General features: G+C 70.4%; 22 protein-coding genes and 6 pseudogenes. 12 read left to right on the top strand and 16 right to left on the bottom strand.

The features are described 5' to 3' along the window. Nucleotides 1-61 precede the first annotated feature (61 nt). Nucleotides 62-1,033, top strand: coding sequence for a GNAT family N-acetyltransferase (locus tag AB0412_RS24870; RefSeq protein WP_366404777.1), 972 nt, complete (start codon nucleotides 62-64; stop codon nucleotides 1,031-1,033). 256 nt (nucleotides 1,034-1,289) lie between these two features. On the opposite strand, the gene AB0412_RS24865 is transcribed toward AB0412_RS24870, so the two are convergent. After that, nucleotides 1,290-2,255 carry an AraC family transcriptional regulator gene (locus AB0412_RS24865; RefSeq protein WP_366404776.1) on the bottom strand — a complete coding sequence of 322 codons (966 nt, stop codon included), beginning with the start codon at nucleotides 2,253-2,255 and terminating at the stop codon, nucleotides 1,290-1,292. Nucleotides 2,256-2,362: 107 nt separating this feature from the next. On the opposite strand from AB0412_RS24865, the gene AB0412_RS24860 reads away from it, so the two are divergent. Beyond that, a complete protein-coding gene (locus tag AB0412_RS24860; protein ID WP_366404775.1) occupies nucleotides 2,363-3,040 on the top strand; it encodes an NAD(P)H oxidoreductase in 678 nt (225 codons plus the stop codon). A gap of 124 nt (nucleotides 3,041-3,164) precedes the next feature. On the opposite strand, the gene AB0412_RS24855 is transcribed toward AB0412_RS24860, so the two are convergent. From AB0412_RS24855 to AB0412_RS24845, 3 genes are all read right to left on the bottom strand, one after another. Then, nucleotides 3,165-3,728 (bottom strand): cysteine hydrolase, encoded by a 564-nt coding sequence (locus AB0412_RS24855; RefSeq protein WP_366404774.1) that lies wholly within the window; start codon nucleotides 3,726-3,728, stop codon nucleotides 3,165-3,167. Nucleotides 3,729-3,968: 240 nt separating this feature from the next. Beyond that, entirely contained in the window at nucleotides 3,969-5,096 is a 1,128-nt protein-coding gene (locus AB0412_RS24850) for an alpha/beta hydrolase (protein ID WP_366404773.1), read from the bottom strand. Between the two features lie 273 nt (nucleotides 5,097-5,369). Then, nucleotides 5,370-6,413 carry a zinc-dependent alcohol dehydrogenase family protein gene (locus tag AB0412_RS24845; protein WP_366404772.1) on the bottom strand — a complete coding sequence of 348 codons (1,044 nt, stop codon included), beginning with the start codon at nucleotides 6,411-6,413 and terminating at the stop codon, nucleotides 5,370-5,372. A gap of 260 nt (nucleotides 6,414-6,673) precedes the next feature. On the opposite strand from AB0412_RS24845, the gene AB0412_RS24840 reads away from it, so the two are divergent. Further along, the gene (locus AB0412_RS24840) at nucleotides 6,674-7,579 is read left to right on the top strand and encodes a helix-turn-helix transcriptional regulator (RefSeq protein ID WP_366404771.1); all 906 of its coding nucleotides are present in this window, start codon (nucleotides 6,674-6,676) and stop codon (nucleotides 7,577-7,579) included. A gap of 185 nt (nucleotides 7,580-7,764) precedes the next feature. On the opposite strand, the gene AB0412_RS24835 is transcribed toward AB0412_RS24840, so the two are convergent. The 5 genes and pseudogenes from AB0412_RS24835 to AB0412_RS24815 all read right to left on the bottom strand — a co-directional run bounded on the left by AB0412_RS24835 (nucleotide 7,765) and on the right by AB0412_RS24815 (nucleotide 11,946). Further along, entirely contained in the window at nucleotides 7,765-8,820 is a 1,056-nt protein-coding gene (locus AB0412_RS24835; protein ID WP_366404792.1) for an MFS transporter, read from the bottom strand. Between the two features lie 86 nt (nucleotides 8,821-8,906). Further along, the gene (locus AB0412_RS24830) at nucleotides 8,907-10,118 is read right to left on the bottom strand and encodes an RNA-guided endonuclease TnpB family protein (protein WP_366404770.1); all 1,212 of its coding nucleotides are present in this window, start codon (nucleotides 10,116-10,118) and stop codon (nucleotides 8,907-8,909) included. 160 nt (nucleotides 10,119-10,278) lie between these two features. Next, a pseudogene (locus tag AB0412_RS24825) lies at nucleotides 10,279-10,443 on the bottom strand (MFS transporter); the annotation flags it as partial. Between the two features lie 81 nt (nucleotides 10,444-10,524). Then, a complete protein-coding gene (locus AB0412_RS24820) occupies nucleotides 10,525-11,055 on the bottom strand; it encodes a carboxymuconolactone decarboxylase family protein (RefSeq protein ID WP_366404769.1) in 531 nt (176 codons plus the stop codon). A gap of 38 nt (nucleotides 11,056-11,093) precedes the next feature. Then, nucleotides 11,094-11,946, bottom strand: a pseudogene (locus AB0412_RS24815) (hypothetical protein). A 233-nt stretch (nucleotides 11,947-12,179) separates the two neighbouring features. On the opposite strand from AB0412_RS24815, the pseudogene AB0412_RS24810 reads away from it, so the two are divergent. Then, nucleotides 12,180-12,341, top strand: a pseudogene (locus AB0412_RS24810) (MFS transporter); the annotation flags it as partial. Between the two features lie 181 nt (nucleotides 12,342-12,522). On the opposite strand, the pseudogene AB0412_RS24805 reads toward AB0412_RS24810, so the two are convergent. The 3 genes and pseudogenes from AB0412_RS24805 to AB0412_RS24795 all read right to left on the bottom strand — a co-directional run. After that, nucleotides 12,523-12,807, bottom strand: a pseudogene (locus tag AB0412_RS24805) (MFS transporter); the annotation flags it as partial. Nucleotides 12,808-13,020: 213 nt separating this feature from the next. After that, nucleotides 13,021-14,421: an SMI1/KNR4 family protein gene (locus AB0412_RS24800; protein ID WP_366404768.1), complete on the bottom strand. Its 1,401-nt coding sequence runs from the start codon at nucleotides 14,419-14,421 to the stop codon at nucleotides 13,021-13,023. Nucleotides 14,422-14,506: 85 nt separating this feature from the next. Beyond that, nucleotides 14,507-14,788: a hypothetical protein gene (locus tag AB0412_RS24795; protein ID WP_366404767.1), complete on the bottom strand. Its 282-nt coding sequence runs from the start codon at nucleotides 14,786-14,788 to the stop codon at nucleotides 14,507-14,509. Nucleotides 14,789-14,989: 201 nt separating this feature from the next. Between AB0412_RS24795 and AB0412_RS24790 the strand changes: the two genes are divergently transcribed. From AB0412_RS24790 to AB0412_RS24780, 3 genes are read left to right on the top strand one after another with little or no spacing between them, the layout of a single operon-like run. After that, nucleotides 14,990-16,366: an MBL fold metallo-hydrolase gene (locus tag AB0412_RS24790; RefSeq protein ID WP_366404766.1), complete on the top strand. Its 1,377-nt coding sequence runs from the start codon at nucleotides 14,990-14,992 to the stop codon at nucleotides 16,364-16,366. 32 nt (nucleotides 16,367-16,398) lie between these two features. Continuing rightward, on the top strand, nucleotides 16,399-16,761 hold the full coding sequence (locus AB0412_RS24785) for a rhodanese-like domain-containing protein (RefSeq protein ID WP_366404765.1): 363 nt from the start codon (nucleotides 16,399-16,401) through the stop codon (nucleotides 16,759-16,761). Beyond that, nucleotides 16,758-17,507: a sulfite exporter TauE/SafE family protein gene (locus AB0412_RS24780; RefSeq protein ID WP_366404764.1), complete on the top strand. Its 750-nt coding sequence runs from the start codon at nucleotides 16,758-16,760 to the stop codon at nucleotides 17,505-17,507. Before AB0412_RS24785 ends, AB0412_RS24780 begins: the two co-directional genes overlap by 4 nt. Before the next feature lie 38 nt (nucleotides 17,508-17,545). Here AB0412_RS24780 and AB0412_RS24775 read toward each other — a convergent pair whose 3' ends face one another. After that, nucleotides 17,546-17,827: a metal-sensitive transcriptional regulator gene (locus AB0412_RS24775; RefSeq protein WP_010358257.1), complete on the bottom strand. Its 282-nt coding sequence runs from the start codon at nucleotides 17,825-17,827 to the stop codon at nucleotides 17,546-17,548. A 76-nt stretch (nucleotides 17,828-17,903) separates the two neighbouring features. On the opposite strand from AB0412_RS24775, the gene AB0412_RS24770 reads away from it, so the two are divergent. Next, nucleotides 17,904-18,467: a rhodanese-like domain-containing protein gene (locus AB0412_RS24770; protein WP_366404763.1), complete on the top strand. Its 564-nt coding sequence runs from the start codon at nucleotides 17,904-17,906 to the stop codon at nucleotides 18,465-18,467. 235 nt (nucleotides 18,468-18,702) lie between these two features. Here the strand turns inward: AB0412_RS24770 and AB0412_RS24765 are convergent. After that, nucleotides 18,703-18,912 (bottom strand): annotated as a pseudogene (locus tag AB0412_RS24765) (serine/threonine-protein phosphatase); the annotation flags it as partial. Between the two features lie 76 nt (nucleotides 18,913-18,988). Between AB0412_RS24765 and AB0412_RS24760 the strand changes: the two are divergent. The 4 genes from AB0412_RS24760 (at nucleotide 18,989) to AB0412_RS24745 (ending at nucleotide 21,314) form a co-directional block, all read left to right on the top strand. Then, nucleotides 18,989-19,330 (top strand): metalloregulator ArsR/SmtB family transcription factor, encoded by a 342-nt coding sequence (locus AB0412_RS24760; RefSeq protein ID WP_366404762.1) that lies wholly within the window; start codon nucleotides 18,989-18,991, stop codon nucleotides 19,328-19,330. 3 nt (nucleotides 19,331-19,333) lie between these two features. Then, complete coding sequence (locus AB0412_RS24755) at nucleotides 19,334-19,840, top strand: SRPBCC family protein (protein ID WP_366404761.1); 507 nt, start codon at nucleotides 19,334-19,336, stop codon at nucleotides 19,838-19,840. Further along, nucleotides 19,840-20,460, top strand: a complete 621-nt coding sequence (locus AB0412_RS24750) for a dihydrofolate reductase family protein (RefSeq protein WP_366404760.1) — start codon at nucleotides 19,840-19,842, stop codon at nucleotides 20,458-20,460. Before AB0412_RS24755 ends, AB0412_RS24750 begins: the two co-directional genes overlap by 1 nt. A 212-nt stretch (nucleotides 20,461-20,672) precedes the next feature. Next, nucleotides 20,673-21,314, top strand: a complete 642-nt coding sequence (locus tag AB0412_RS24745; protein WP_366404759.1) for a carbonic anhydrase — start codon at nucleotides 20,673-20,675, stop codon at nucleotides 21,312-21,314. Between the two features lie 280 nt (nucleotides 21,315-21,594). Here AB0412_RS24745 and AB0412_RS24740 read toward each other — a convergent pair. Both AB0412_RS24740 and AB0412_RS24735 read right to left on the bottom strand, forming a co-directional pair. Next, a pseudogene (locus AB0412_RS24740) lies at nucleotides 21,595-21,791 on the bottom strand (Sua5 family C-terminal domain-containing protein); the annotation flags it as partial. Between the two features lie 152 nt (nucleotides 21,792-21,943). Further along, a complete protein-coding gene (locus AB0412_RS24735) occupies nucleotides 21,944-23,341 on the bottom strand; it encodes an MFS transporter (protein WP_366404758.1) in 1,398 nt (465 codons plus the stop codon). Nucleotides 23,342-23,381: the final 40 nt, after the last annotated feature.

Below are 23,381 nucleotides of genomic sequence, written 5' to 3'. Positions count from 1 at the left end.
CAGGAAGCCCGCGCGTTTACGCGTGGGTGGAGTCACGGAACCAAGGGCGGAAGGAGCGATCATGCACGCAGCGAAGCGAACGAGTGTCGCCGCCTCGGTGGTCCGCCCGCTGGTCGAGCCGGACCTGGATCGGGCCGACGAGATCTTCAGGGTCGCCTTCGGGACCTTCCTCGGGGCTCCTGAGCCCGAGACGTTCTTCGGGACCGCCGACTATGTCCGCACCCGCTGGGCGGCAGATCCACACGCGGCCTTCGCAGCGACCGTCGAGGGCGAGGTCGTCGGATCGAACTTCGCCGCCGACTGGGGCAGCGTCGGGTACTTCGGACCGCTGACCGTACGTCCGGATCTGTGGGACCAGGGCATCGGCAGGCGCCTCATGGAACCGGTCATGGCATGCTTCGACACCTGGGAGAACCGCCACCTCGGCCTGTTCACGTTCCCGCACAGTCCCAAGCACATCGAGTTCTATCGCCGGTACGGTTTCTGGCCGCGATTCCTCACAGCCGTCATGAAGAAGCAGGTCGCCGTCAACGCCGCAGTCGGCGGCCGAGTGCTGTACGGCGAGCTGACCGCCGTCGAGCGGCCCGACGCACTGGGCCTCGGTCGCGCGCTGACGGGGGCCGTGTACGAGGGCCTGAACCTGGAGCGCGAGATCACGGCCACACAGGCGCAGGGGCTCGGTGACACCATCCTCCTCGAGGGCTCTGACTCCGGCCTCGACGGACTGGCTGTCTGCCACTGCGGAGCGGGGCCGGAGGCCGGTGAGGACGTGTGCTTCGTCAAATTCGGCGCCGTACGCCCTGGTCCGGACGCCGCGGACCGGTTCGAACGGCTGCTGAATGCCTGCGAGCAGCTGGCCGCCGAGAGGGGACTCGGGCAACTGGACGCCAGCATGAACCTGGCTCGCCAGGATGCCTACCGGCGCATGGTCGACCGCGGTTTCCGTACCTGGCTGCAAGGCGTGACCATGCACAAGCCCAACGAACCTGGCTACAGCCACCCGGACGCCTATGTGATCGACGACTGGCGCTGAGGCCCACCGCGACACGCGGCTTCGTGGAAGACCCCGATGCCGATGTTGTCGCGGTACTGGAACGGGTGGAGGCCGGGTCGGAAGCCGGGGATCAAGTCATGGGCCAGGAAAGCCCGATGGCGACCGTCGTGCGCAGCGCGACGGACCAGATGCCCTCGGCCGGGGTTGAGGTCGGGGGCGTGGGGCGGCAGTTGGACGGTAGGGAGCCGGGTGTGGCAGCTGCGAGGATCGTGTTCCTCGCCCAGGGCGTCGCCGGTTACCCCGACGCGAGAGAACCCGGCCCCGCGGCCACCGCGGCGCGATAGGTGCTGGGGCTCAGGCCTTTGAGGCGTTTGAACGCGGCGCTGAAGCCGAATGCGTCGGCATAACCGACGGACCTGGCGATCTGGGCGATGCCGAGGTCGGTGTCGGACAGCAGCGCCTCGGCCTCGTCCATGCGGCATTCGGTGAGGTAGGTGAGCGGAGGGCGGCCCATCAGCTGGGTGAAGCGCTTGGCGAACAGCGCCCGGGAGACGCCGGCTCGCGCGGCCAGGGATGCCACCGTCCAGGGTTCGGCGGGCCGGTCGTGGAAGGACTGCAGGGCGGGCGCGAGGACCGGGTCGGCGAGGCCCCGGTACCAACTGGGCGCGTCGGCGCCCGCCTTGTCGAACCAGCTGCGCAGTGTGCACACCAGGGCCCAGTCGAGGAGCCGGTCCATCAGCGCCTGCGAACCGGCCGAGTGATGGGCGGCGTCAGCGGCGGCCGTCTCCAGCCAGGCACAGACCTCGGCCTCCTCCTCGACCACCAGGACGGGCGGCAGGGCCCGCAGGAGCCGCTGGTGACGGTGGCCCGAGGCGCGGTAGGCGCCCACGATCAGCGCGGTCGTCTGCTCCGAGTCGGCGCCCCAGTGGATACCGCCGAGTTCCTGGGCGGCGCACTCGGAGCTCTCGGTGAAGCAGGCGATCTCGTACGCGGCGTGGCAACTCTGCACGCTCGTGGGGTCGTCCGCGAGGTGGAACGGTTCGGGTCCGCGCACGATGGCGGTGTCACCCGCGCTGATCGCCCGCTCGGTCCCGTCGGGCAGCAGGAGCGTGCCCCCGCCTCGCAGCACGCTGATCATGATGAACGGCGCGGCGTCGGCGAAGCGGATGGTCCAGGGCACCGCCAGTACGGCATGGGTGACGACCGATCCCTCCGCCCGGATGCCACTCAGTAGCGAACTCAGAGGATCCATGGACCACACCGTAGACGATCTCCTATGTTCTTGAGCGCATCTCCCATGGATCATCTACGTCGACGCGGCTGTACTGGAGGCGTTCTTCGGACCGACCGAGACCACCGGGAGACACCGTGACGCAGCACGACAGCCGTGCCACCGCCCTCGTCGTCGTCGCACACCACCGCACCGATTCCCTCACCGCGCACACGGCCCGCCGTGCCGCCGCCCGGCTCGAAGCCGCCGGCTACCGCGTCGACCTGCTCGACCTGCACGCCGAGGGGTTCGACCCCCGGATGAACGTGGCGGACCAGCCCGACTGGGGCGACCGGGAGAAGAGGTACTCGGACGAAGTGCACGCGCACATGCAGCGCGTCCTCGACGCGGATGCCGTCGTCGCCGTCTTCCCGGTGTACTGGCAGAGCGTGCCCGCCATCCTCAAGGGCTGGATCGACCGGGTATGGAACTACGGGTTCGCCTACGGCCGCAGCAAGCCCCGCCTCGCCGGCAAGCGCATCCTGTGGCTGGGCCTGGCCGGCGCCACTGCCGACGATCCGGTCGTGGAAGGGATGCAGACCGTCCTCGAGACCAACCTGAGCGAAGGCATCGCCTATTACTGCGGCTTCTCCCGCTCCACCGTCGGCCTGCTCACCGACGCGGAGGAGCGCCCCCAGCGCGTGGACGCCGAAGGCAATCTCCTGGTCGGCGACGCTGTCACGGGTGCCGAACGGGAGGCCCAGTACGCGGACTTCGACCGCCGTGCGCGGGAGTTCGTGGAGAAGTTCGTCGCCGAGGAATCCGTGGCGGCCTGACGCCAGGGGACGTACCCGGGTGAGCGAGGCGGGCCCGGCTTCGAGGCCGGCGCGTGAGGTCGGGCTACGCCGCATCCCGGTGCAGAAGGCCGGATAGGCCTGTACCTCGCCTTGGGGTAGCTGCTCAATACGGTGCGATGGCATCGAGCCAATCCTCGACAGTGACGACATCTGCCCACTGCGGGAACAGCTTCTCGGTGAGCATCGTGTGCACTTCGGGGTCGGTGTCGAGGCAGGCGTCCGCCAGCACGGTCAGGCCGAAGTCCAGGTCGATGGCGTGCCACAGGGTGGACAGCACGACGGCGCTGGTTGCGATGCCGGTGAGAACGAGGCTGTCGATGTCGCGAGCCCTGAGTACCAGGTCGAGGTCGCTGCCCGAGAACGCGCTGCCCCGCCTCTTGGTGACCACCACGTCGCCCTGCTGGGGCGCGACGTCGTCATGGATCTCGGTGCCAGGGGCGCCCTCGGTGAACAGGCCGGCCCGCACGGCCTCGGTCACCACCTTGTTGCGAGCGCTGACTTCCCGATCGCCCGGACGTAACACCATCATCACGTAGATCACAGGGATGCCGGCACCCCGGGCACCGTCGATCGCTCTGCGCAGGCGCGGCAGATACCCGGAACCGTCGTCCGCGATGGCCACGACGTCCCGCTGGACGTCCATCACCAGAAGCGCGCTGTGCACCATGCCTGCCGCCCCTTTCTCCTTCGGGAAACAAGAGCAAGTCTGGTGGATCAACGGAACTGCGGCAGACGTTTCTCGCCGGCCGCCCTCCTATCGACTGTGACCCGCGACACATGCCGTTCCTGTCAGCAGTCGGTGGCATCGGAACCTTGCGTCGGCGCCTGTCCCGACCGGTGCCGAGGCTTCCGCGGTGGGAGCCCGGCAGGCCGGTGGTGGTACCGGCCTGCCGAGGAGCGCTGTCGGTCAGGCGAGGTTCTTGGTGAAGAACGCGTCGAGCGTGTCGAAGGGGATGAGGTCCTTGCGGTCGTACAGGTCGACGTGGTCCGCGCCCGGCACGACCACGAGGCCGATGCTGTCGGGGGCCATCTTCTGGACGTCCTGGGAGTAGTAGAGGGAGTGTGCGTCGGCGCCGGCCACCAGGAGAGCCTTGCGGGGCGCCACCATGCCGAGGTTCGTCATCTGCCGGAAGGCGAAGAAGGACATGGGCGTGGTCGCGGTCCACGCGGTGGTGGAGTTGATGGAGCGCGGGTGGTAGCCGCGTTCGGTGCGGTAGTAGTCGAAGAAGCTCTTCGTGATCGGGTCGGCGTCGGCCGGGAGGGTCTCGGGCAGGACGCGGTGGGACGGAGCGACATTGCCGTTCTCGTCGAAGGGGACCTCGTGGGATCCCCGCGCGAAGGTGCCCCTCTCGGCGTCGGTCCAGCGCTGCCGGCTGACGTAGTCCACGACCTCCTGACGCTGCTCGCGCGTGTAGTAGTCCTCGTGGCCGCGGGAGATGCTGCGCGACATGTCGTACATCGAGGCCGTGGCGACCGCCTTGATACGGCTGTCCGCAGCCGCCGCGGTGAGCGCCATGCCGCTCAGGCCGCAGATGGCCTGCGCGCCGATCCGCTCGCGGTCGACAATCTTCTGCAGGCCGAGGAAGTCGACGGCGGCGCTGAAGTCCTCGGTGTAGATCTCGGGCGATCCCACGTCGCGCACCGTGCCGCCGCTCTCCCCGGTGAAGGAGGGGTCGAAGGCGAGGGCCACGTAGCCGCGGCGGGCGAACTCGTTGGCGTAGAGCCCCGATGACTGTTCCTTCACCGCGCCGAACGGTCCGCTGACCGCCAGTGCCGGCAGCTTGCCCCTGGCGTTCTTCGGCACGTAGAGGTCCGCGGCGACCTCGATGCCGAAGCGGTTGTTGAACCGCACCGGGGTCCGCTTGACGTTCCTGTCCAGTACGAAGGTGTAGCCGCCCTGGCCCGTGGGCTTGCCCTGTCCTGTGGCGCCTGCGACGCGGCCGCTCTCCGCACCGAAGGCGGGCAGGGCCGTGAGGGAGGCGGCGGTGGCGGCGGCACCACCGGCGATCAGTCCGAGCGCTTTGCGGCGTTCCATGGAGAAGACCTCATATCCGATCGATGGAGGGGAAGATGCGACGGTCAGTGGATGCTGTGACCGGGCCGCGGTTCCAGGAGACCGTTTCTGCGCCGGGCGTGGCAGATCGGGTTTGTGGGGGGGTACAAGCTCAACCCCCCCAACACCGCAGGGCGATCCACCGCTGCCCCAACGGTCACGGGGGCTCCGTCCCACGGCGCATCCACGGCTCTCCGTCTCCCTCTTGGGGAGGTCCCCCGTGGCTGGGGCAGCTCCGCACGAGCGGTTCCGGGGTCAGGGCTTGACGAGGACTTTGAGGCTCTTGCGGTCGGCCATGTCCTGGTATCCGGCGGGGACGCCGTCGAGGTCGGTGATGGTGTCGAAGACCTTTCCGGGCTCGATGGTGCCGTTGAGGATGTCGGGCATCAGTTCCTCGATGTAGGCGCGGACCGGCGCGGGTCCGCCGGCGAGCCGGATGTTGTGGCGGAAGAGACTGCCGAAGCCGATGGGTGCCTCCTCGTACTGCGGGACGCCGACGCGGCTGATGACGCCGCCAGGGCGGACGATCCCGGTGGCCTGCTGGTAGGCGGGCACGTTGCCGACGCACTCCAGGACGACGTGCGTGCCGTGCCCACCGGTCAGGTCCCTCACCTGGGCGATGCCTTCGTCGCCGCGGGCGGAGACGACGTCGGTGGCGCCGAACTCGCGGCCGAGGTCGGTGCGCTCCTGGTGGCGGCCCATGAGGATGATCTGTTCGGCGCCCAGGCGCTTGGCGGACAGGACTCCCAGCAGGCCGACGGCGCCGTCGCCGATCACGGTGACGCGGGTGCGCTCGTTGACGCCGCCCGCTACGGCGGCGTGGTGGCCGGTGCCGAGGACGTCGGAGAGGGTCAGCAGGGACGGGATGAGAGCGGAGTCCGCGGCGACGGGCAGCTTGACGAGGGTTCCGTCGGCCAGCGGCACACGGACGGCTTCGGCCTGGCCGCCTTCTTCGACCTCGCCGTCCCAGAAGTTGGCCTGCGGGTGGGTGCAGGAGGTGTGCAGGCCCTCGCGGCAGAACTCGCAGGTGTTGTCGGAGACGGCGAACGGGGCGACGACGAGGTCGCCGCGCCTGACGGTGGTCACATCGGAGCCCGTGTCCTCGACGATGCCGATGAACTCATGGCCCATCCGGGCCGGGCCGTCCTCGGGCTTCATCGAGGCGTACGGCCACAGGTCGCTGCCGCACACGCAGGAGGCGGTGATGCGGACCAGGGCGTCGGTGGGGTGCTTGATGACGGAGTCGGGGACGTTCTCGATCCGGACGTCGCCGGCGCCGTACATGAGGGTCGCGCGCATGGGTGGTGCTCCGTTTCCAGGTGATGCGTGCTTCAGGTGGGCTGGGTCAGGTGCTCGTGGAGAGCAGGATCTTGCCGATGGCCTGGCGGTCTTCGGATCGCCCGGGCCCCTGCGGCCTAGACAGCTGTGGCCGTGCGGCGGCGCTGACGGAGGGCGATGAGGATGATGGGGATCAGGGTGAGGGCGGTGATGACCGTGCCGACCACGGCGGTGACAAGCTCGACCTCCCTCCGCGGTCACCGGTGGTTACCGTGAAAGGCATGGACGACCAGCACGATCACCGCGCGGAGATCCGGGACTTCCTCGCCAGCCGCCGAGCGAAGATCACCCCGGAGCAGGCCGTGCTGCCCACCAGCGGCCGGCGCCGGGTCCCGGGGCTGCGGCGCGAGGAGGTAGCGGTCCTGGCCGGGGTGAGCACCGAGTGGTACACCCGCCTGGAGAAGGGCCACATCAGCGGCGTGTCCGAAGACGTCCTGTCCGCTGTCGCCCAGGCCCTCCAGCTCGACGAGGACGAACGCACCTACCTGTTCGACCTGGCCCGCGCCGCCCGGCCCGCACGCCGCACACCGTCACGCCGCCGGGACGTCGACGTCCCGCCCCGCATCCAGTGGCTGCTGGACTCCATCACCCTGTCCGCCGCCTTCGTCCGCAACGGCCGCCTGGACGTCATCGCCCACAACACGCTCGGCCGCGCCCTGCACGTCCCGATGTTCGACAGCCCCACCACCGACAGACGCGGCCGTCCCAACTTCGCCCGCTTCCACTTCCTCGACGACTCTTCCCGAGACTTCTTCGTCGACTGGGAATCAGGCGCCGCCGCCACCGTCGCTCTGCTGCGTGCCGAGGCCGGGCGTGAACCCCACGACCGGACCCTGCGCGAGCTGATCGGTGAGCTGTCCACTGTCAGCCGCGACTTCCGCACCCTGTGGGCGGCGCACGACGTCCGCATCCGCCACGACGGCGTCAAACGGCTCCAGCACCCCGAGGTCGGCGAGCTGGAGCTCACCTACCAGTCGGTGGACCTGCCCGTCTCCCAGCGGGCCGTGCACGACCTGAGCCTCTACACCGCCGAACCCGGCAGCACGTCCGAGGAGCGCGTCAAGCTCCTCGCCAGCCTGGCGGCCACCTCCAACGCGGCGGAAGAGCCCACCGACCAGCGGCGCTGACGAGTCCGGTCCGCACACCTTGGCCGACGGCTGAGGGGAACGACACAGTCCAGCCGAGGTCGTCCACGGCGTCAGACGTTGGCCGCCGCCCCGCAATAAGCGGGACGACGCCCTTGGTCTTTTGGCGGGTCAGGCTGGACACGCGTACCGGGCCCGACGCACGGTGTCAGCCGAGTGGCGGCCCTTCACGCGGCCTTGGCCAGGGTGGACCGGTCGTCCTTGCCGGTCGCGTGCCGTGCTGGTGTCGCGGTCCTGCTGACGATTCCTTGTCCGTGTCCGTCGTGGCGCGGCCACAGGAGGAGAGCAGTGATCGCTCCCGCCCCGGCAAGGACCGCGAGGACGGACCAGGTGAGAGGAAAGCCGGCGTTCGTTCCGAGCCATCCGGCGACGGGATAGGTGATCAGCCACGCCAGGTGCGACAGGGAGAACTGGGCCGCGAATGTCTCCGGGAGCGCGTTCCGTCCGACGGAGGCGCGCAGGACCTTGCCCGTCGGGGTGATGATCAGTGCCATGCCGGTGCCGATCAGGGTCCAGATGATCGCCGTACCGGTCCACGTGGTGAGGCCGGCCGCGGTCAGCGTCACCGCGGAGGCCGTGCCGGCCACGAGGACTACGGCGCCGGTGATCATGACCGTGCGCGCGTTGACCCGGTCGAGGACGCGGGGGAGTGCCAGGGCGGCCAGGAGGGTTCCGGTGCCGGACGCGGCGAGCATCCAGGCGACGTCCGACTGCGAGCCGCCGAGTGCGTCACGGACGTAGTTGACGGTGTTGACGACGACGATCGACCCGGCCGCCGCGACCACGAGATTGAGCGCCATGATGCCGCGCAGCCGCGGCGTCCGGATGAAGGTGACGATCCCTGCCGCCGCCTTGTCCCACGCCTCGGTGCCGGTACTGCGCGGGGCGTCGGGGATGCGTGTCGACAGGACGAGCAGGGCGGAGATGAGGAATCCGGCGGAGGTGCCCAGGAAAAGCCCGTTGAAGCTCATGAGCGACAGGGCGACGGCCGCCAGCACGGGACTGAGCAGGCTCTCCATGGTGTAGGCGACCTGGGAGGCAGACAGGGCACGCGTATAGGCGGACTCGTCGGTGACGATGTCGGGGATGACGGCCTGGAAGGTCGGGGTGAACGCCGCGGAGGCGGCCTGGAGCAGGCCGATCAGGAGGTAGATGTGCCAGACCTCGGTGACCAGCGGCAGTGCCCGGACCACGGCACCGCGGACCGCGTCGAGGAGGAACAGGAACGTTCTTCTGGGGAGCCGGCCGGCGTACGCGGCGGCCAGGGGGCAGGGGGGGCTATGACCACGTACTTGACTTCCTCCCCTGCCTAGAGGCGGGGGATTCCAGCGGTCGCCCGCTGGGCTTCCTGCTTCACCGACGACCGCCCCGTCCGGGAGGACTCCCGTTGAGGTCTTACACCGTCTCCACAGGCAGACGCCGCCAGCCCGGCGGCCAGAAGGTTGCGCGCCGCGTTCACGTCGCGGTCATGCACCGCACCGCAGGCGTCGCACGTCCACTCGCGGACGTTCAGCGGCATCTTCGCCGCGATCGTGCCGCAGGCCCCGCACAGCTTCGAGCTGGGAAACCAGCGGTCGACCACGACAAGTTCACGCCCGTACCAGGCGCACTTGTACTCCAGCATGGAGCGCAGTTCCGTCCACGCCGCGTCGGAGATGGCGCGCGCGAGGCGGCCGTTCTTCAGCAGGTTGCGGACGGTGAGATCCTCGATGACGACCGTTTGGTTCTCACGGACGAGTCGAGTGGTCAGCTTGTGCAGGAAGTCCCGGCGCCGGTCGGCGATCCGCGCATGGATCTTGGCGACGCCGCACCGGGCTTTCTCCCGGTTCGCCGAGCCCTTCGCCTTCCGCGACAGCTCCCGCTGCGCGCGGGCCAGGCGGGCGCGGTCACGCCCCTCGTGCCTTGGGTTGGCGATCTTCTCCCCGGTGGACAGGGCCACCAGGGAGATGATCCCGGCATCCAGGCCCACAGCCGCACTGGTATCGGGGGCCGGGCTGATCGTGTCCTCGCACAGCAGCGACACGAACCACCTCCCCGCCGCGTCGCAGGAGACCGTCACCGTGGTCGGCTCCGCCCCTTCGGGCAGCGGACGGGACCAGCGGATGTCCAAGGGCTCGGTCATCTTCGCCAGCGTGAGCTGTCCGCCGCGCCAGGTGAAGGCGCTGCGGGTGTACTCGGCCGAGGCACGGGACTTCTTCCGAGACTTGAAGCGCGGGTACTGCGCGCGCTTGGCGAAGAAGTTCGAGAACGCTGATTGAAGATGGCGCAGCGCCTGCTGAAGCGGAACGCAGGACACCTCGCTCAGGAAGGCGAGTTCCTCGGTCTTCTTCCACTGGGTCAGCGCGGCGGACGACTGCACGTAGGAGACGCGGCGCTGCTCGCCGTACCAGGCCCGCGTGCGCTCCTCCAACGCCTTGTTGTAGACGAGACGGACGCAGCCGAACGTGCGCGACAGCTCAGCTGCCTGCTCGTCCGTGGGGTAGAAGCGGTACTTGAAAGCCCGCTTGACCTGGTGCGTCACACCACACACTCTATCAACTTCCATACCAATGACGGATGTTGGCCGGTGGCCACAGACACCGAATCGCCCTGGCGGCGATCCGTCTTTCCCTGTCCTGCTCCGAAGGAGCTTCGATTCCTCCCCGGCCTGAAGGCCGCGCTATCCACAGAGGAGATCTAATGACCATCCTGATGGTCAGGGCGGTGCCGAGGACCATGCCGGCGCGCGGGCCGGCGAGGTCGTAGGCGAGCAGGCCGAGGGCCACTGTGGTCAGCCCGGTACCGAACAGGGCGATGACCTGGGCGCCGAACAGGTGGCGGTATTCGCGGACACTGAACAGACGCATGGCGGGTTCCTTCCGTATCCATGCGGCGGGGCACGGGCTTCCGGTGGAGGCCGTGCCCCGCGGGTACAGGCGCAGTTGTCCCTACGCACCGGCTTCGCTCTTCGGTGTGAGGCCGGCGAGCAGGTTGAAGGCGCCGGTGAGGATGTTGAGTGCGACGACGCCGACGACATCGGCTATCGCGCGGTCGCTGTAGCCGTGCTCACGCAGCGCGGCGACCTGTTCGTCGGTGATCGACGTCGGCTCGCAGTAGATCTGGAGGGCGAGGGTGACGATCGCCGCGGTCGCTGGGGCGGCCGAGGTGCCCACGCGAGCTCGCTCGATCTCTTCCTCGTCCACGCCCAGGGCGCGTGCGGCCCTCACATGCGCGTCGAGGCACAGCCCGCATCCTTGCAGGACCTGGACGGCGATCGAGATCCGTTCGCTGATCCTGCGGTCCAGCTTGGCTCGCCTCATGGCCCGGCTGAGCCGGAGGTAGCCGCCCAGCACGGCCGGCGAGTGCGCCATGGTGGAGACCATGTCACCGATCTCGCCATGGCGGGAGACCAGGTCGGCGAGGAGTCCGCGCGAGGCGCCGGCCGCCGTGTCGGGCGTGAGTCGGGTCAGCCGTGGCATGACGCTCCTTCCGGTGTGGGGGTGTGGCCGCGCCGTGCTCAGTGGTGTGCGTGGTGGCCGTGGTGGTGGCTCCCGTGCTCGGACGCGGCCTGGGTCGCCGCGTCCGCGGGCGGTGTGGTCGCGGCGGTCCGCACCGTGAACTCGGCCGTCCGGACGAGGCCGTTGTGCTGGAAGTCCAGGTACAGGCGGTAGGTGCCCGCCGACGGGGCGACCGCCATGAAGGCGATCTCGGGTCCCGGTGCGGTGGTGCCGTCACCGGGCTCGCCCTCCGGGTGGACGTGGAGGTAGCCCAGGTCGCCGACCCGCAGCGCCACCAGGTGCCCGTACGCGGCCAGGTAGGGCTGAAGGTCGGTGACCGGGCGGCCGTTCCGGCTGACGGTGAGGGTCAGCTCGCTCGCCCGGCCGGGCAGGAGTTCGCCGTCGAGGACGACGGTGTACTCGCCGATCCGGGCGACACCGGTGGCCTCGGGCAGCGGCCGAGGGTCGTAGAGCCTGGCGACGGCGGCGTCGATCCCCAGCGTGATGGTCTCGTCGTGGCCGGCTGGGTGGATGTCGGCGAAGAACCTCCAGTCCCCCGGGTTCCAGGGCCAGTTCGGTACTCCAGGTGCCCTTCTCGTCCCTCACCGGATGCACGTGCTGGAATCCGGTTGTGTCGCGCCGCACGGCGATGAAGTGCAGTTCCTTCTCGTGCTCGGGCACGAACTCGGTCACCGCCTGCCCGTCGGGGCCGATCACCCGGAAGCTGACCCGCTGCACGCCGGCGGTGAGGATCGTCGAGTCGAGCTCGAGGGTGTATCCGTTGTCGGAGACCGACAGCCCACCGGGCCGGGCTCCGCCATGGCTGCCGTGGGCGCCGTGGTCCGTCAGGGCGTGGCCGGAGTGATTCCTCATGACATCTCCCGTGGTGTGATGCCCCCTTCTGGCGTTGTCCGCTCAGGACGTTGATCACAACCATATACCCCCCGGGGGTATTCCGCTACCTCGGTGAGATCTCGCGAGAGGGCTCGTCGAAGCGGATCCGGCGGGTGGAGTCAGCTGCATGCCGACCCCGTGGCTCCGGCGTGGTCGCACGGCTGCCTCGGCGACGGCCGCCGCAGCCGTGCGGTTGAAAGGTCTTTGCATGCGCCGCCCCCGCGGGCGGAACGGCCGGCGTGTTCCTCGGCGGCGTCTTCACCGAATGGTTGAGCTTGCCGTGGATCTTCATCATCTACGTACCGATCGGCGTCGCCACCCTCGCCGCCACCAGGCTCCTGCCCGGCGTCGGTAGCCGCCGAGGCCCGGTCGACGGCGTTCGCCTCCGGCGCCGCCCTGCTGCTCCGGTGGACGAGGGGTTCAGGTACAAGCTGGCCGTCGGGATGGACAGGCGGAATCCATTGCCCACCTGCCCACCAGGCGCCGGCACAGCATTTCAGACGCCGGCCCGCTCGCCCTGTGCCGTCGCAGTGGCGTCGGCCTGCGGCGCGGCTTGCCGGACGCCAGGCCGGCCTGCTCCTGCGGGGCTCCGGACATGGCGGCCATCATGGCCGGGATGTAGGCGAGCGACATGCCGAGCGCGGCGACCAGCGAGGCGGGCAGGACGTCGACCGCGAAGGTGCCGGTGGGCTCGACGGTGGACAGCCACAGCAGCCCTGCGGCGAGGACGAGCAGACCGCCGCCGATCAGCGGCTTGGCGTCGACCTTCGCCATCAGCCTGGCCGTGATGGCCGTCATGAAGATCATCAGCAGGCCGGTCAAATGGGGAAGCCACGCCCCATCGGGGGCTGCGTGCAGTGGGTCGCCGACTGCGTCGAAGGCGCGCTTGCCCGACGAGATCCCGCTTGTCGTTCGCACGGCGCCGGCGCTGCTCGCGGGTGCCGAGGCCGGCCCCACAGCGCGGACATGTCTCCAGGAAGGCGAGGCCAGAAGGCGGGCGGCGATCGGCCGAGCGGCAGGGTAACGCGTCGTCCTGCGCGATCTGTTGGTCGGCTATGCCAGGGGGCCGAGGTCGCCTTCAAGGACGGTCTGTGTGATCTGAGGGCGGTCCCAGAGGGCCAGGATTTCGTTGGCGATGTCCGCGATGGGCAGAGGGTCCTGGGTGCCGTGTACCACGATGGCGGCGGCCGACAGGCTGCGTGGGACGGCTCCGGCGTCGAGGAGGACGCGCCACTCTTGCGGGCCGAGCTCCAGGAACTCCAGCCCGGTGAGCTTGGTGATCTCCAGGGGGTCGGCCAGCGTGCCGGGGTAGGCGGTGAGGGTGCGCAGGCGGGGCAGCCCGGTGATGGGGGCAAGGCGGAACGGCGCACCGTCCCACACGCCGATGGACAGGACTTCCAGGCCCGGGTGCGCGGCGGCCTGGATGCTCTTCAGGCTTGCGGTGTTGACCCTGGCCACGACCGGCTGCTGCATCTGCGGACTGCTGGGCTCTGTGCTGGGCCGGCCCAGCACCAGGTCGGTGAGGGAGTCGGCAACGAGCTCGGCGCCGGTGTTCTCCTCGTGGGAGAGCATGATGACCTGTCCGATGTGTCCGCGGGGGCCGGGTGTCAGATCGATGGCCAGCCGGTCTCCGCCGCCATTGTCGCCGAAGGCGATCCAACCGGGTGAGCCGACGAGTCCCTGCACCATGGCGTCGGGTGGGGTGACGACAGCCTCCTTCGCCGCGAATTGCCAGCGACAGTGGCGGGACGACGCGTCGGCGATGTACAGGCCGTCGAGGTCGAAAAGATCGCAGCCGACCGCCTCGCATTCACGTTCCGCTGCCTCGTAGTCGTCGCCCAGGTCCTCCCACCGTGCTCGTGTCACCCGGTAGAGCACCTTGAGCTCGTCGGGCAGCGTGACGCCGAGGCGCGCTTCGGTCGCGGCGATCTCCTCCTCCGTGGCGCCGATGGCGTGCGGCAACCGCTCGCGCAGCGTCCGCTCGAGCAACGCCAGGTCCGCCGAGGGTGCCGGGACGGCCCCGGGTGCGGGATCAGGCAGACGGCGCCAGGGCTCGGGAAGGGAGCCCTCGACCAGGATGAGAGCCCCCGGGTGCGGGGTGCCGATGCCGGGTTCCACGGCAGGGCTGGGCCCGAGCAGGCGCAGCGCGGTCGACCCGGTCGGTTGGATCTCCGCCGTGAACGAGATGTCGTCGACTCCGGCGTCCGCGAGCGCCCTCTGCACCCGCTTCACGGCGTCGAACTCCTCCTGCATGTCCTCCACCTGCGCGGCTCGGCCCGGCGGCGGCATCCGTCGCTTCAGGGCCAGACTCCAGCCACGACGGCCAATACGCCCCGCCACACGGACAGAGGCGCCAGCACGCCTCGGCGGGTGGTCGGCCAGCAGGAGCCGCAGCACGGGCTCCCAGGTCGCGAAGTCGAGCATTGATGCCACGGGAGGCCTCTGATCAACCATGCGCAGACCGTACCTATAAGCACTGACAACAGCCGCGGCGAGGCTATCGGTTTGGGGCCTGGCACTGACCAGATGCGCTTGGCCTTCACTGCCGTACGAGAGAAGGCCGAAGCCCTGCCCCGGACACCGAGGGCCCCTCATCGACCGATGCCAACCCGCACGCTGCGGCAACAGCATCGTCGCCCCGGAACGTCTGCCAAGCCGGCAGGCCGAACACGCCTCCCTCACACGCCACCTGCGAGTGAAGGTGGCTCGGAACCGGCGCTTTGATGTCGATCTCGGTGAGAGTGCCGAAGCCCTGACCGGCCTGGCACTTGGTCACGGCGGTGCCGGCGGTGTCGACGCGGACGCCGACGTCGGAGGACACGGACACTCCCGGATGGTGCGGAACCCTCCCGGATGGGTTCGGAACCGCTAGTTCCTCCATGCCGCGCCCAGGTACCCGGAGGCGCCAGGCGACGCCTTGAGCGGAGGTGCTTTGCGGCCGTGGAATACCCCCCTGGGTATTCCTGTTAAGGTGAGAGTCAGATACCCCCGGGGGTACATCGTTCGAGAGGAGTCGTGAGTCGTGTTCTTCGTCGACACCCTGGAATTCGAGGGCCTGGGCAACCGCAGCTACCTGGCCGGCGGACCCAGTGCCGCGGTGGTCATCGACCCGCCGCGCGACATCGACCAGGTCATAGCCGCGGCGGCCCGCCGCGGGGTGAGCATCGCGTTCGTGGCCGAGACCCATGTGCACAACGACTACGTCACCGGCGGCCTGGAGCTGGCCCGCGTCACCGGCGCCCAGTACCTGGTGCCGGCCGGGGCGCACGTGTCGTTCGCCCGTACCCCCGTCGCCGACGGTGACACGGTGACGGTGGACGAGGGCCTGGTGCTGCGCGCGATCGCCACTCCCGGGCACACCCCGCACCACACCGCTTACGCCCTGACCGGGGACGGGCGCGGTGTGGCGGCGTTCACCGGCGGGTCGCTGCTGATCGGCGCCGTAGGCCGACCGGACCTGGTCGAACCGAGGCTGACCGAGCAGCTGGCCCGTGCCCAACACGCCTCCGCCCACCGCCTGGCCGACGAACTGGACGACGAGGTGCCGGTGCTGCCCACCCATGGATTCGGCAGCTTCTGCTCCTCCTCCCAGGCGAAGGGAGACGCGACCACGATCGGCCAGGAGCGCAAGACCAACGACGCGCTGACCCTGGACGTGGACACCTTCGTCACCCAGATGCTCACCGGACTGGAGGACGTGCCCGCCTACTACGCGCACATGGGCCCGGCCAACGCCGCCGGCCCCGCACCCATCGACCTCACCCCACCCGGGCGCGCGGACGCCGAGGAAATCGCCTCCCGGCTGGCCGCGGGCGAGTGGGTGGTGGACCTGCGCAGCCGCATGGCCTTCGCCGAGGGGCACGTGGCCGGATCGTTCAACTTCGAGGGCGAGGGCAAGCTCGCCACCTACCTGGCCTGGCTGATCCCGTGGGGCAAGCCTGTCACCCTGCTCGCCGAGACGCCCGGGCAGATCGCCGAGGCGCAGCGGGAGCTGGCACGGGTGGGCATCGACCGCCCGGCCGCCGCCGCCACCGGTGATCCGGCCGGCTGGATCCGTGAGGGCGAGCAGCTCGCTTCCTTCCCTCGCGCCCGCTTCGCCGACCTCGCCGATGTCCGTGAGCGCGGCGACGACGTGGTCGTCCTGGACGTGCGCCGGGACTCGGAGCGCGCGGGCGGCTGCATCGACGGCTCGGTCCACATCCCGATCCACGAGCTGCATGGCCGCATCGGCGAGGTGCCGGACGGGACGGTATGGGTGCACTGCGCCGGCGGGATGCGCGCCGCGATCGCAGCCTCCCTGCTCGATGCCGCCGGCCGCGACGTGGTCGCCGTCGACGACGTCTTCGACGGGGCCGCCGAGGCGGGGCTGGCCCTCACCCGCCCCGACGGCACCGACTGACATTCGCACCACTGTACGAAAGTGATCAGACGATGTTCTCGCTTCTTCGCCGCGGTCCCGGCCGCCTCACCCCCCAGCAGGCCCATCAGCGGACCAGCGACGGCAAGGCCGCTCTGCTGGACGTCCGCGAAACACCGGAGTGGAACGCCGGGCACGCGCCCGGCGCGCTGCACCTGCCGCTCTCCCGCCTGATGGCCGGGGCGCCGCTCCCGGCAGCCGCCCAGGGCGAGCTGGTGGTCGCGATCTGCCGCTCCGGTCACCGCTCCCAGCAGGCAGCCAAGCTGCTCGCCGGACGCGGCGTCCAGGCCACGGACGTCAGCGGCGGCATGACCGCCTGGGCGCGCGCGGGCCTGCCGGTCACCGGCCAGGGAGGCAGCGGCGGTGTCATAGCGTGAGTGCACTGGTCCTGGCCCTGATCGCGGGGGCCGTGGTCGGACTCGCGCTCGGCGCGCTGGGCGGGGGCGGCAGCGTCCTGGCGGTGCCCGCACTGATCTACCTGCTCGGCTTCACCCCGGCCGCCGCCACCACCGCCAGCCTGATCATCGTCACCGTCACCTCGCTCGCCACCCTGTACGCGCACGCCCGCACCGGCAACGTCCGCTGGAGGGCCGGCGCCCTGTTCGCCGCGGCCGGACTCCTGCCCGCCGCGGCAGCCGGAGCCACCGCGTCACGGCTGCCCCAGCCCGTACTGACCGCGGCGTTCGCGGCCGTCGCCGCACTCGCCGCCGTCAGAATGCTCCGCCCCACGCGCGCCACCACCGGCCCGCCGGCCGACGGTGCAAGGCCCGCCAAGGCAGCCGGCACCGGTGCTGGACTGGGCGCGTTGACCGGTCTCCTCGGCGTCGGTGGAGGCTTCCTCGCCGTCCCGGCCCTGGTCACCGTGCTGGCATTCGAGATGCAGGCCGCCGTCGGCACCAGCCTGCTGGTCATCTCAGTGAACTCGCTGGCCTCCCTGGCCACACGCGGCGCCACCGCAGGCGTCGACTGGGCGCTGATCGGCCCCTTCACCGGGGCGGCGATCCTCGGCGCCTGGGACGGCAAACGTCTGACCGCCAAGGTCACCGGCGCCTTGCTGCAGCGCACCTTCGCCGTCGTGCTGCTGGCCGTGGCGGCCTTCATGCTCATCGACGCCCTCACCTGACAAGGCAGCCGGGCGACCGTGTGCCGCGGCACAACCGGTCATGCGAGCGAAAGGAACAGTTTCTCCAGCCGGGTACGCATCTGCTCCCGGTCACCCGAAGCAGCCATGTCCGCATCGGTCAGGCAGTGCTGCAGGCCGGTCGCGATGATCGCGAAACCCGCCTTGTCCAAAGCCCGGGACGCCGCTGCGAGTTGCGTGACCACGTCCTCGCAGTCCCGCCCCTCCTCGATCATCTTGATCACACCGGCGATCTGGCCCTGCGCCCGGCGCAGCCGGTTGACCACCGTCTTCAGTTCCTCAGCCGCCATCGCCAGTTCCACAACCCACACTCCTTCGCGATACCCCCGCGGGTATCCTACCGAAGGGGTAACCCCGACCGAGCAAAGGAAAATCCCCGTGGCACCCACCACCCTCACCGCCGACCAGGCCAACGCCCGCCTGCACGAGCTGACCGTCATCGACGTGCGCACCCCCGGCGAATACGCCTCCGGCCACCTGCCCGGCGCCCACAACATCCCCCTCGACCACCTCGATACCGCCCTGCCCGCCCTCAAGACCGCTGCCGACCGCGGTGACCTCCTCGTCGTGTGCGCCTCCGGAGCCCGCTCCGCGACCGCCTGCCGGCGCCTGGCCGACCACGGCATCACCGCCGCCACCCTCACCGGCGGCATCACCGCCTGGACACAGCTCGGCCAAGACACCCACCGCCCTGTTGGCACCCGCACCCCCTTGGCCATGGACCGCCAGGTCCGCCTCGCCGCCGGATCCCTCGTCCTGAGCGGCCTCATCGCCGGACAACGCTGGAGCGCGGCCCGCTGGCTGTCCGCGGGCGTGGCCGGCGGCCTGGTCTTCTCCGCCCTCACCAACACCTGCGGCATGGCCAAGATCCTCGCCAAACTTCCCCACAACAAGCCCAGGGCCACCGACCTGGACGACACCCTCGCCGCCCTGGCCGGCTGACCCCCTGGGCGCGGCACGGCCTTCTTCGGTGTCGCGCCGGCGGAGGCGCTGCGGGCCGCCGGTCCGTAGCGCCCGCAGCTGCCGGCTCTCCGCTCCGTCCGAGTCCTCGTCGGCGCGCAGACCGGGAGCGTCCGCCGCGCGCAGCTCAGCGCGCGAACCACACCTGCCCAGCACGCTCACGTGAGGTCCTGCCTCCGGCGCGGGAACTTCTCTGGGGATCCAGACACGAGTCGGCTCAGGCAGCACCGGTGTTGGCGCGGCGGCTTCCGTCAACGGGTCCGTGCCAGTCCAGGCACAGGACGGTGGCGTCGTCTTCGGGCTGCCGTCCGCCGTAGGCGTCGGAGACCGCGCCGACCAGGGTGCGGACGACCTCGCGGGGGTGCTTGGTGGCGGTGTCATGGAGGAGGGCGGGCAGGTCGACCGTCTGCGCTTCGCGTTCCTGCATGCGCAGCTGCCGCCAGGTACACATCGCGCGCTTCCCAGCCACTGGTCGTATGCCGATATGGGAATATGATGGTGCCATGGCACGAGCAGCGACGACGTCGGACGCGTTCAACGCGATCGCCGAGCCGCAGCGCCGGGACATCCTGGCGCTGCTGCGGGCGGGCGAACGGCCGGTGACCGACCTGGCCGAGGAGCTGGGGATGAGCCAGCCGCAGGCGTCCAAGCACTTGCGGGTGCTGCGGGAGGTGGGGCTGGTCCGGGTCCGCGGGGCGGGCAAGCAGCGCCTCTACGGCCTGGACGCCCGCGGGCTGCGGCCGGTCCACGAGTGGGTCGGCGGATTCGAGCGGTTCTGGAACGAGAGTTTCGACCGGCTGGACGCCTACGTGCAGGACCTCAAGCAGACACAGCGAGAGGAATGACCGATGGCAGGGGCAAGCAGGGAAACGGGGACGGAGCCGGCGACGGCCGACCGGGAGATCGTGATCTCCCGGGTCATCGACGCCCCGCGGGAGCTGGTGTTCGAGGCGTTCACCGAGGTCCGGCACCTGTCGCGGTGGTGGGGTCCGGAAGGCTTCACCACCACCACGCGGTCTTTCGAGTTCCGCGAGGGCGGGGAGTGGGACTTCGTGCTGCACGGGCCTGACGGAACCGACTACTCCGAGTGGATCCGCTGGCTGCACATTGCCCCGCCGGAGCGGATCGCCCTGCTGCATGGTGAGTTCCGCGACGACCCGAACGCCTTCGAGTCGGTCCTGACCTTCGCCCCGGAGAACGCGGCGACCCGGCTCGTGATGCGCACGGTGTTCCCCACCAGGGAACTGCGCGACGAGGCGGTCGAGAAGTACCACGCGATCGAGGGCGGCCGGCAGAGCCTGAGCAACCTGGCGGCCTACGTCACCGAGATCATTCGGAAGGGGGCGGAGGGCTGATGGCTCAGAAGGTGTTCTTCAGCGTGTCGATGTCGCTGGACGGATTCATCGCGCCCGAGTCCCTCGGGGACTTGATGGGGCAGCAGTGGAGGGAACTGCAGCAGTGGGTCTTCCCGCAGCGGTTCTTCCGGGAGAACCTGAAGCTGGGCGAGGGCGGCGAGGAGGGGCGCGACAACGACATCCTGCGGGAGACGTTCGAGCGCACCGGCGCGAGCGTCATGGGTAAGCGCATGTTCGACGCCGGCGAGCGGATGTGGCCGGAGGAGGCGCCGTTCCACACGCCGGTCTTCGTGGTGACGCACACCAGGCGTGACCGCTGGGCGCGGCCGGGCGGGACCACGTTCCACTTCGTCAACGACGGCATCGAGAGCGCGCTCGACCAGGCCCGCGAGGCCGCCGGCGACCGCGACGTCCGTATCGCGGGCGGCGGCGCGACGATCCTGGAGTACCTGAACGCCGGCCTGGTCGACGAGTTCTCGATCGCGCTGTCGCCCGTGCTGTTCGGCTGCGGAATCCGCCTGTTCGAGGGCGTGGATGCGTCCACGGTCGCACTGGAGCCGGTCCGTTCGGAGTCGTCGCCGCGGGTGACGCACCTGACCTACGCCGTGCAGCCACGGTAGCCGCGCCACCACTTGACCCCAGCGGGCCGAACACCCACGGCGCACACGCTTGCATCAGCAGGCCACCCAAGGCCAACTAGGCATGCACCGTCCTCATTGAGGCCGCCCTCGCCCGGCGCCTGGGGGGATAGGGCCGTCAGCGTGGCCCGATACTGCGGCCTTCGGCGGGACCAGGCGATGCGAGCGCTGGTGTCGGTTCGTAGGCTGCGGCCATGACCGAGATCCACAATCCGACGCCTCGCGACGCCTTCGAGCTGCTCATGGCCGGCAACCGGCGCTTCGTCTCCGGCATCCCCGAGCACCCGAACCAGGACGCCACCCGCCGTACCGAGATCGCACCGTCCCAGCAGCCCTTCGCCGTGTTGTTCGGGTGCTCCGACTCCCGGCTGGCCGCCGAGATCATCTTCGACCGCGGCCTGGGAGACCTGTTCGTGGTGCGCACCGCGGGCCATGTCGCCGGTACAGAGGTCCTCGGGTCCATCGAGTACGGCGTGAGTGTGCTGGACGCCCCGCTCGTCGTCGTGCTCGGCCACGACTCGTGCGGGGCGATCGCCGCCGCCCGTGCCGCGGCCGACGGTGGCCGGGTGCCCGGCGGCTTCGTCCGTGACGTTGTGGAAAGGGTGACCCCGAGCGTGCTGGCGGCCCGCGCCGCCGGGCGCGACCAGGACGACGAGATCCTCGCCGGGCACATCGAGCACACCGTGGACCTGCTGCTGGAACGCTCCCGCATCGTGGCCGAGCGGGTGGCCGCCGGCCGCCTCGGCGTGGTGGGTCTGTCCTACCGGCTGGCCGACGGCAGCGCCCAGCTCATTGCCTCTCGCGGCCTGGACGCGGCGGCCCCCGCAGCGTCCTGACCGCACCGGACGTGCGGTTCCGTGCGATGTTGCGGTGGCCGCAGGGCCCCGGTAACCGTGGACGAGGAACGCGTCCGGCACTGTGCCCCGCGCGGACGTGGCGCGGGCTGCGGGCTGTGAGGTGTGCCGGGGGAGGGGAGGGAACGGACGTCGCCGAGGAGGTGCGGCACGGGCTGTGTCCGGCCTGCCAGACGGGCGCGGGCTCAGCCGATCGCATCACCGATCGGCCGGACCCCGGCACCCGGAAACAGCAGGGGACGGCGTCGGAAACCGGCCACGCGGTGAGGCGGGGCCCCGCGGCGCGACGGAGCCGGTTGGCGATCGCCAGTCCCAGCCCTTCCTCCGCCGGCAGGGACCCCACGATGAGGTCGCAGCCCCGCTGGTCGAGTTCGCGCAGGAACCCGGACAGCCGGCGCGCGTAGGCGCCCGTCGAGCCGAGCCGGGGACCTGCACCACCGCGTGCCCCTTCACCGAGGATGCCCGGCCGGGGAAGACCACGGGCTGGCCAGCGGCATCAGCTCCGTTGTTCTCCCTTTGAGGGGGAGGGGCCTGCCCTCGTAGCGTGACGCCTTGGCATGCTGCCGAAGGTAGGCCGTCCCGTCGGTTTGGCAGGCTGGGCGATGTGCCTGTCACCTCTTTGCGGGCGGGATCAGCCGTGCGGCGATGACGGCGGAGAGCGCGGCCGCGCCCAGGGCGACGAGGAAGGCGTTGTCGAAGCCGGACACCGTGCTGGTGCCGGTGTGGGCGGCGATGCTGGCGGCTGCGGCGCTGGAGACGGCCGCAGCGCCGGCGGAGGCACCGAATTCGTGGAAGGTGCTGACGATTCCGGAGGTCACGCCGGCTTCGTGAGGGGCGACGCTGCCCAGTGCGGTGGCTGAGGCGACGACGAAAAGGGCGCCCAGGCCGGCCGCGGCGATGGTTACGCCGATGACCATGGCAGCAGTGCCTGACCAGAGCACGGGCACGAGGAATCCGGCGGCCGTGATGACCAGGGCCACCACGGCCAGCGTCCGGGCCCCGAGCCGGCCGATGACGCGGCCGGCTCCTGTGGCGGCGGCCATGGTCACCAGGGCGACCGGCAGGAACAGCACCCCGGTCGTCAGAGCGCCGTGGCCCTGGTGGTCCTGCAGGTAGAAGGAGCCGAGGAAGAACACGCCCACCATCAACGCGGTGGCCACCGCGATGACGAAGATGCCCGTCACCACCGGGCGGCGGCCGAGCAGACGCAGGTCCATCAGGGGAGCGGAGGTGCGGCGCTGCCAGGCGACGAAGGCGGCGTAGGCGGCTGCCGAGGCGGCGAACAGGCTGAGGGAGACGGCGTTGAGCCAGCCGTGGTCCCCGGCGCGGATCAGCGCGTAGATGAGGGCGGCGGTCGCCGCGGCGACCAGTACCGCGCCTGGCACGTCCAAGGTGCCGGTGGCCGCCCGTGGCAGGTCGGGCAGCATCCGGGCGAGCGCGATGAGGACGATCAGGCCGACGGGGACGTTGACGAAGAAGACCCAGGCCCAGCCTGGCCCGGCCGTGATCAGCCCGCCCAGCAGTACGCCCAGGGCGGCGCCCCCGCCGCCGAGCGCAGACCAGATGCCCAGGGCCCGATTGCGTTCCTCGCCGTCGAAGAGCCGTACCACCACGGACAGGGCGGCGGGCGAGAGCAGTGCCGCGCCTGCTCCTTGGGCTATGCGGGCGCCGAGCAGCAGGGGTGCGCCGGTGGCCAGTCCGGCGGCCAGCGAGGCGGCGGTGAACAGGGCGAGTCCGGCCAGGACGATCCGTTTGGCGCCGAAGAGGTCCGCGGCCCGGCCGCCGAGCAGCATCAGGCTGCCGAAGGTGAGGGCGTAGCCGCTGACCACCCAGGTCAGGGCGGCGCGGTCCAGGTCGAGTTCGGTGCCCATGTGGGGCAGGGCGATGGCGACCACGGTGATGTCGAGGATCAGCATCAGCTGGGCCAGTCCCAGCAGGCCCAGGATGGGCCAGCGCTGTGGGTGGGGTGATTGTGCTGCGTGTGTGCTGGTGGTTTCCCTGTCGCTCATGACGCTTGCCTCCGGCCCTTAAATCGTACACTCCTGTTCA

It is taken from the genome of Streptomyces sp. NPDC052012 (assembly GCF_040689265.1).
Classification (GTDB): domain Bacteria; phylum Actinomycetota; class Actinomycetes; order Streptomycetales; family Streptomycetaceae; genus Streptomyces.
The sequence above is the reverse complement of the archived record's forward strand: the minus strand, read 5'-3'. Positions and strand labels throughout refer to the sequence as shown.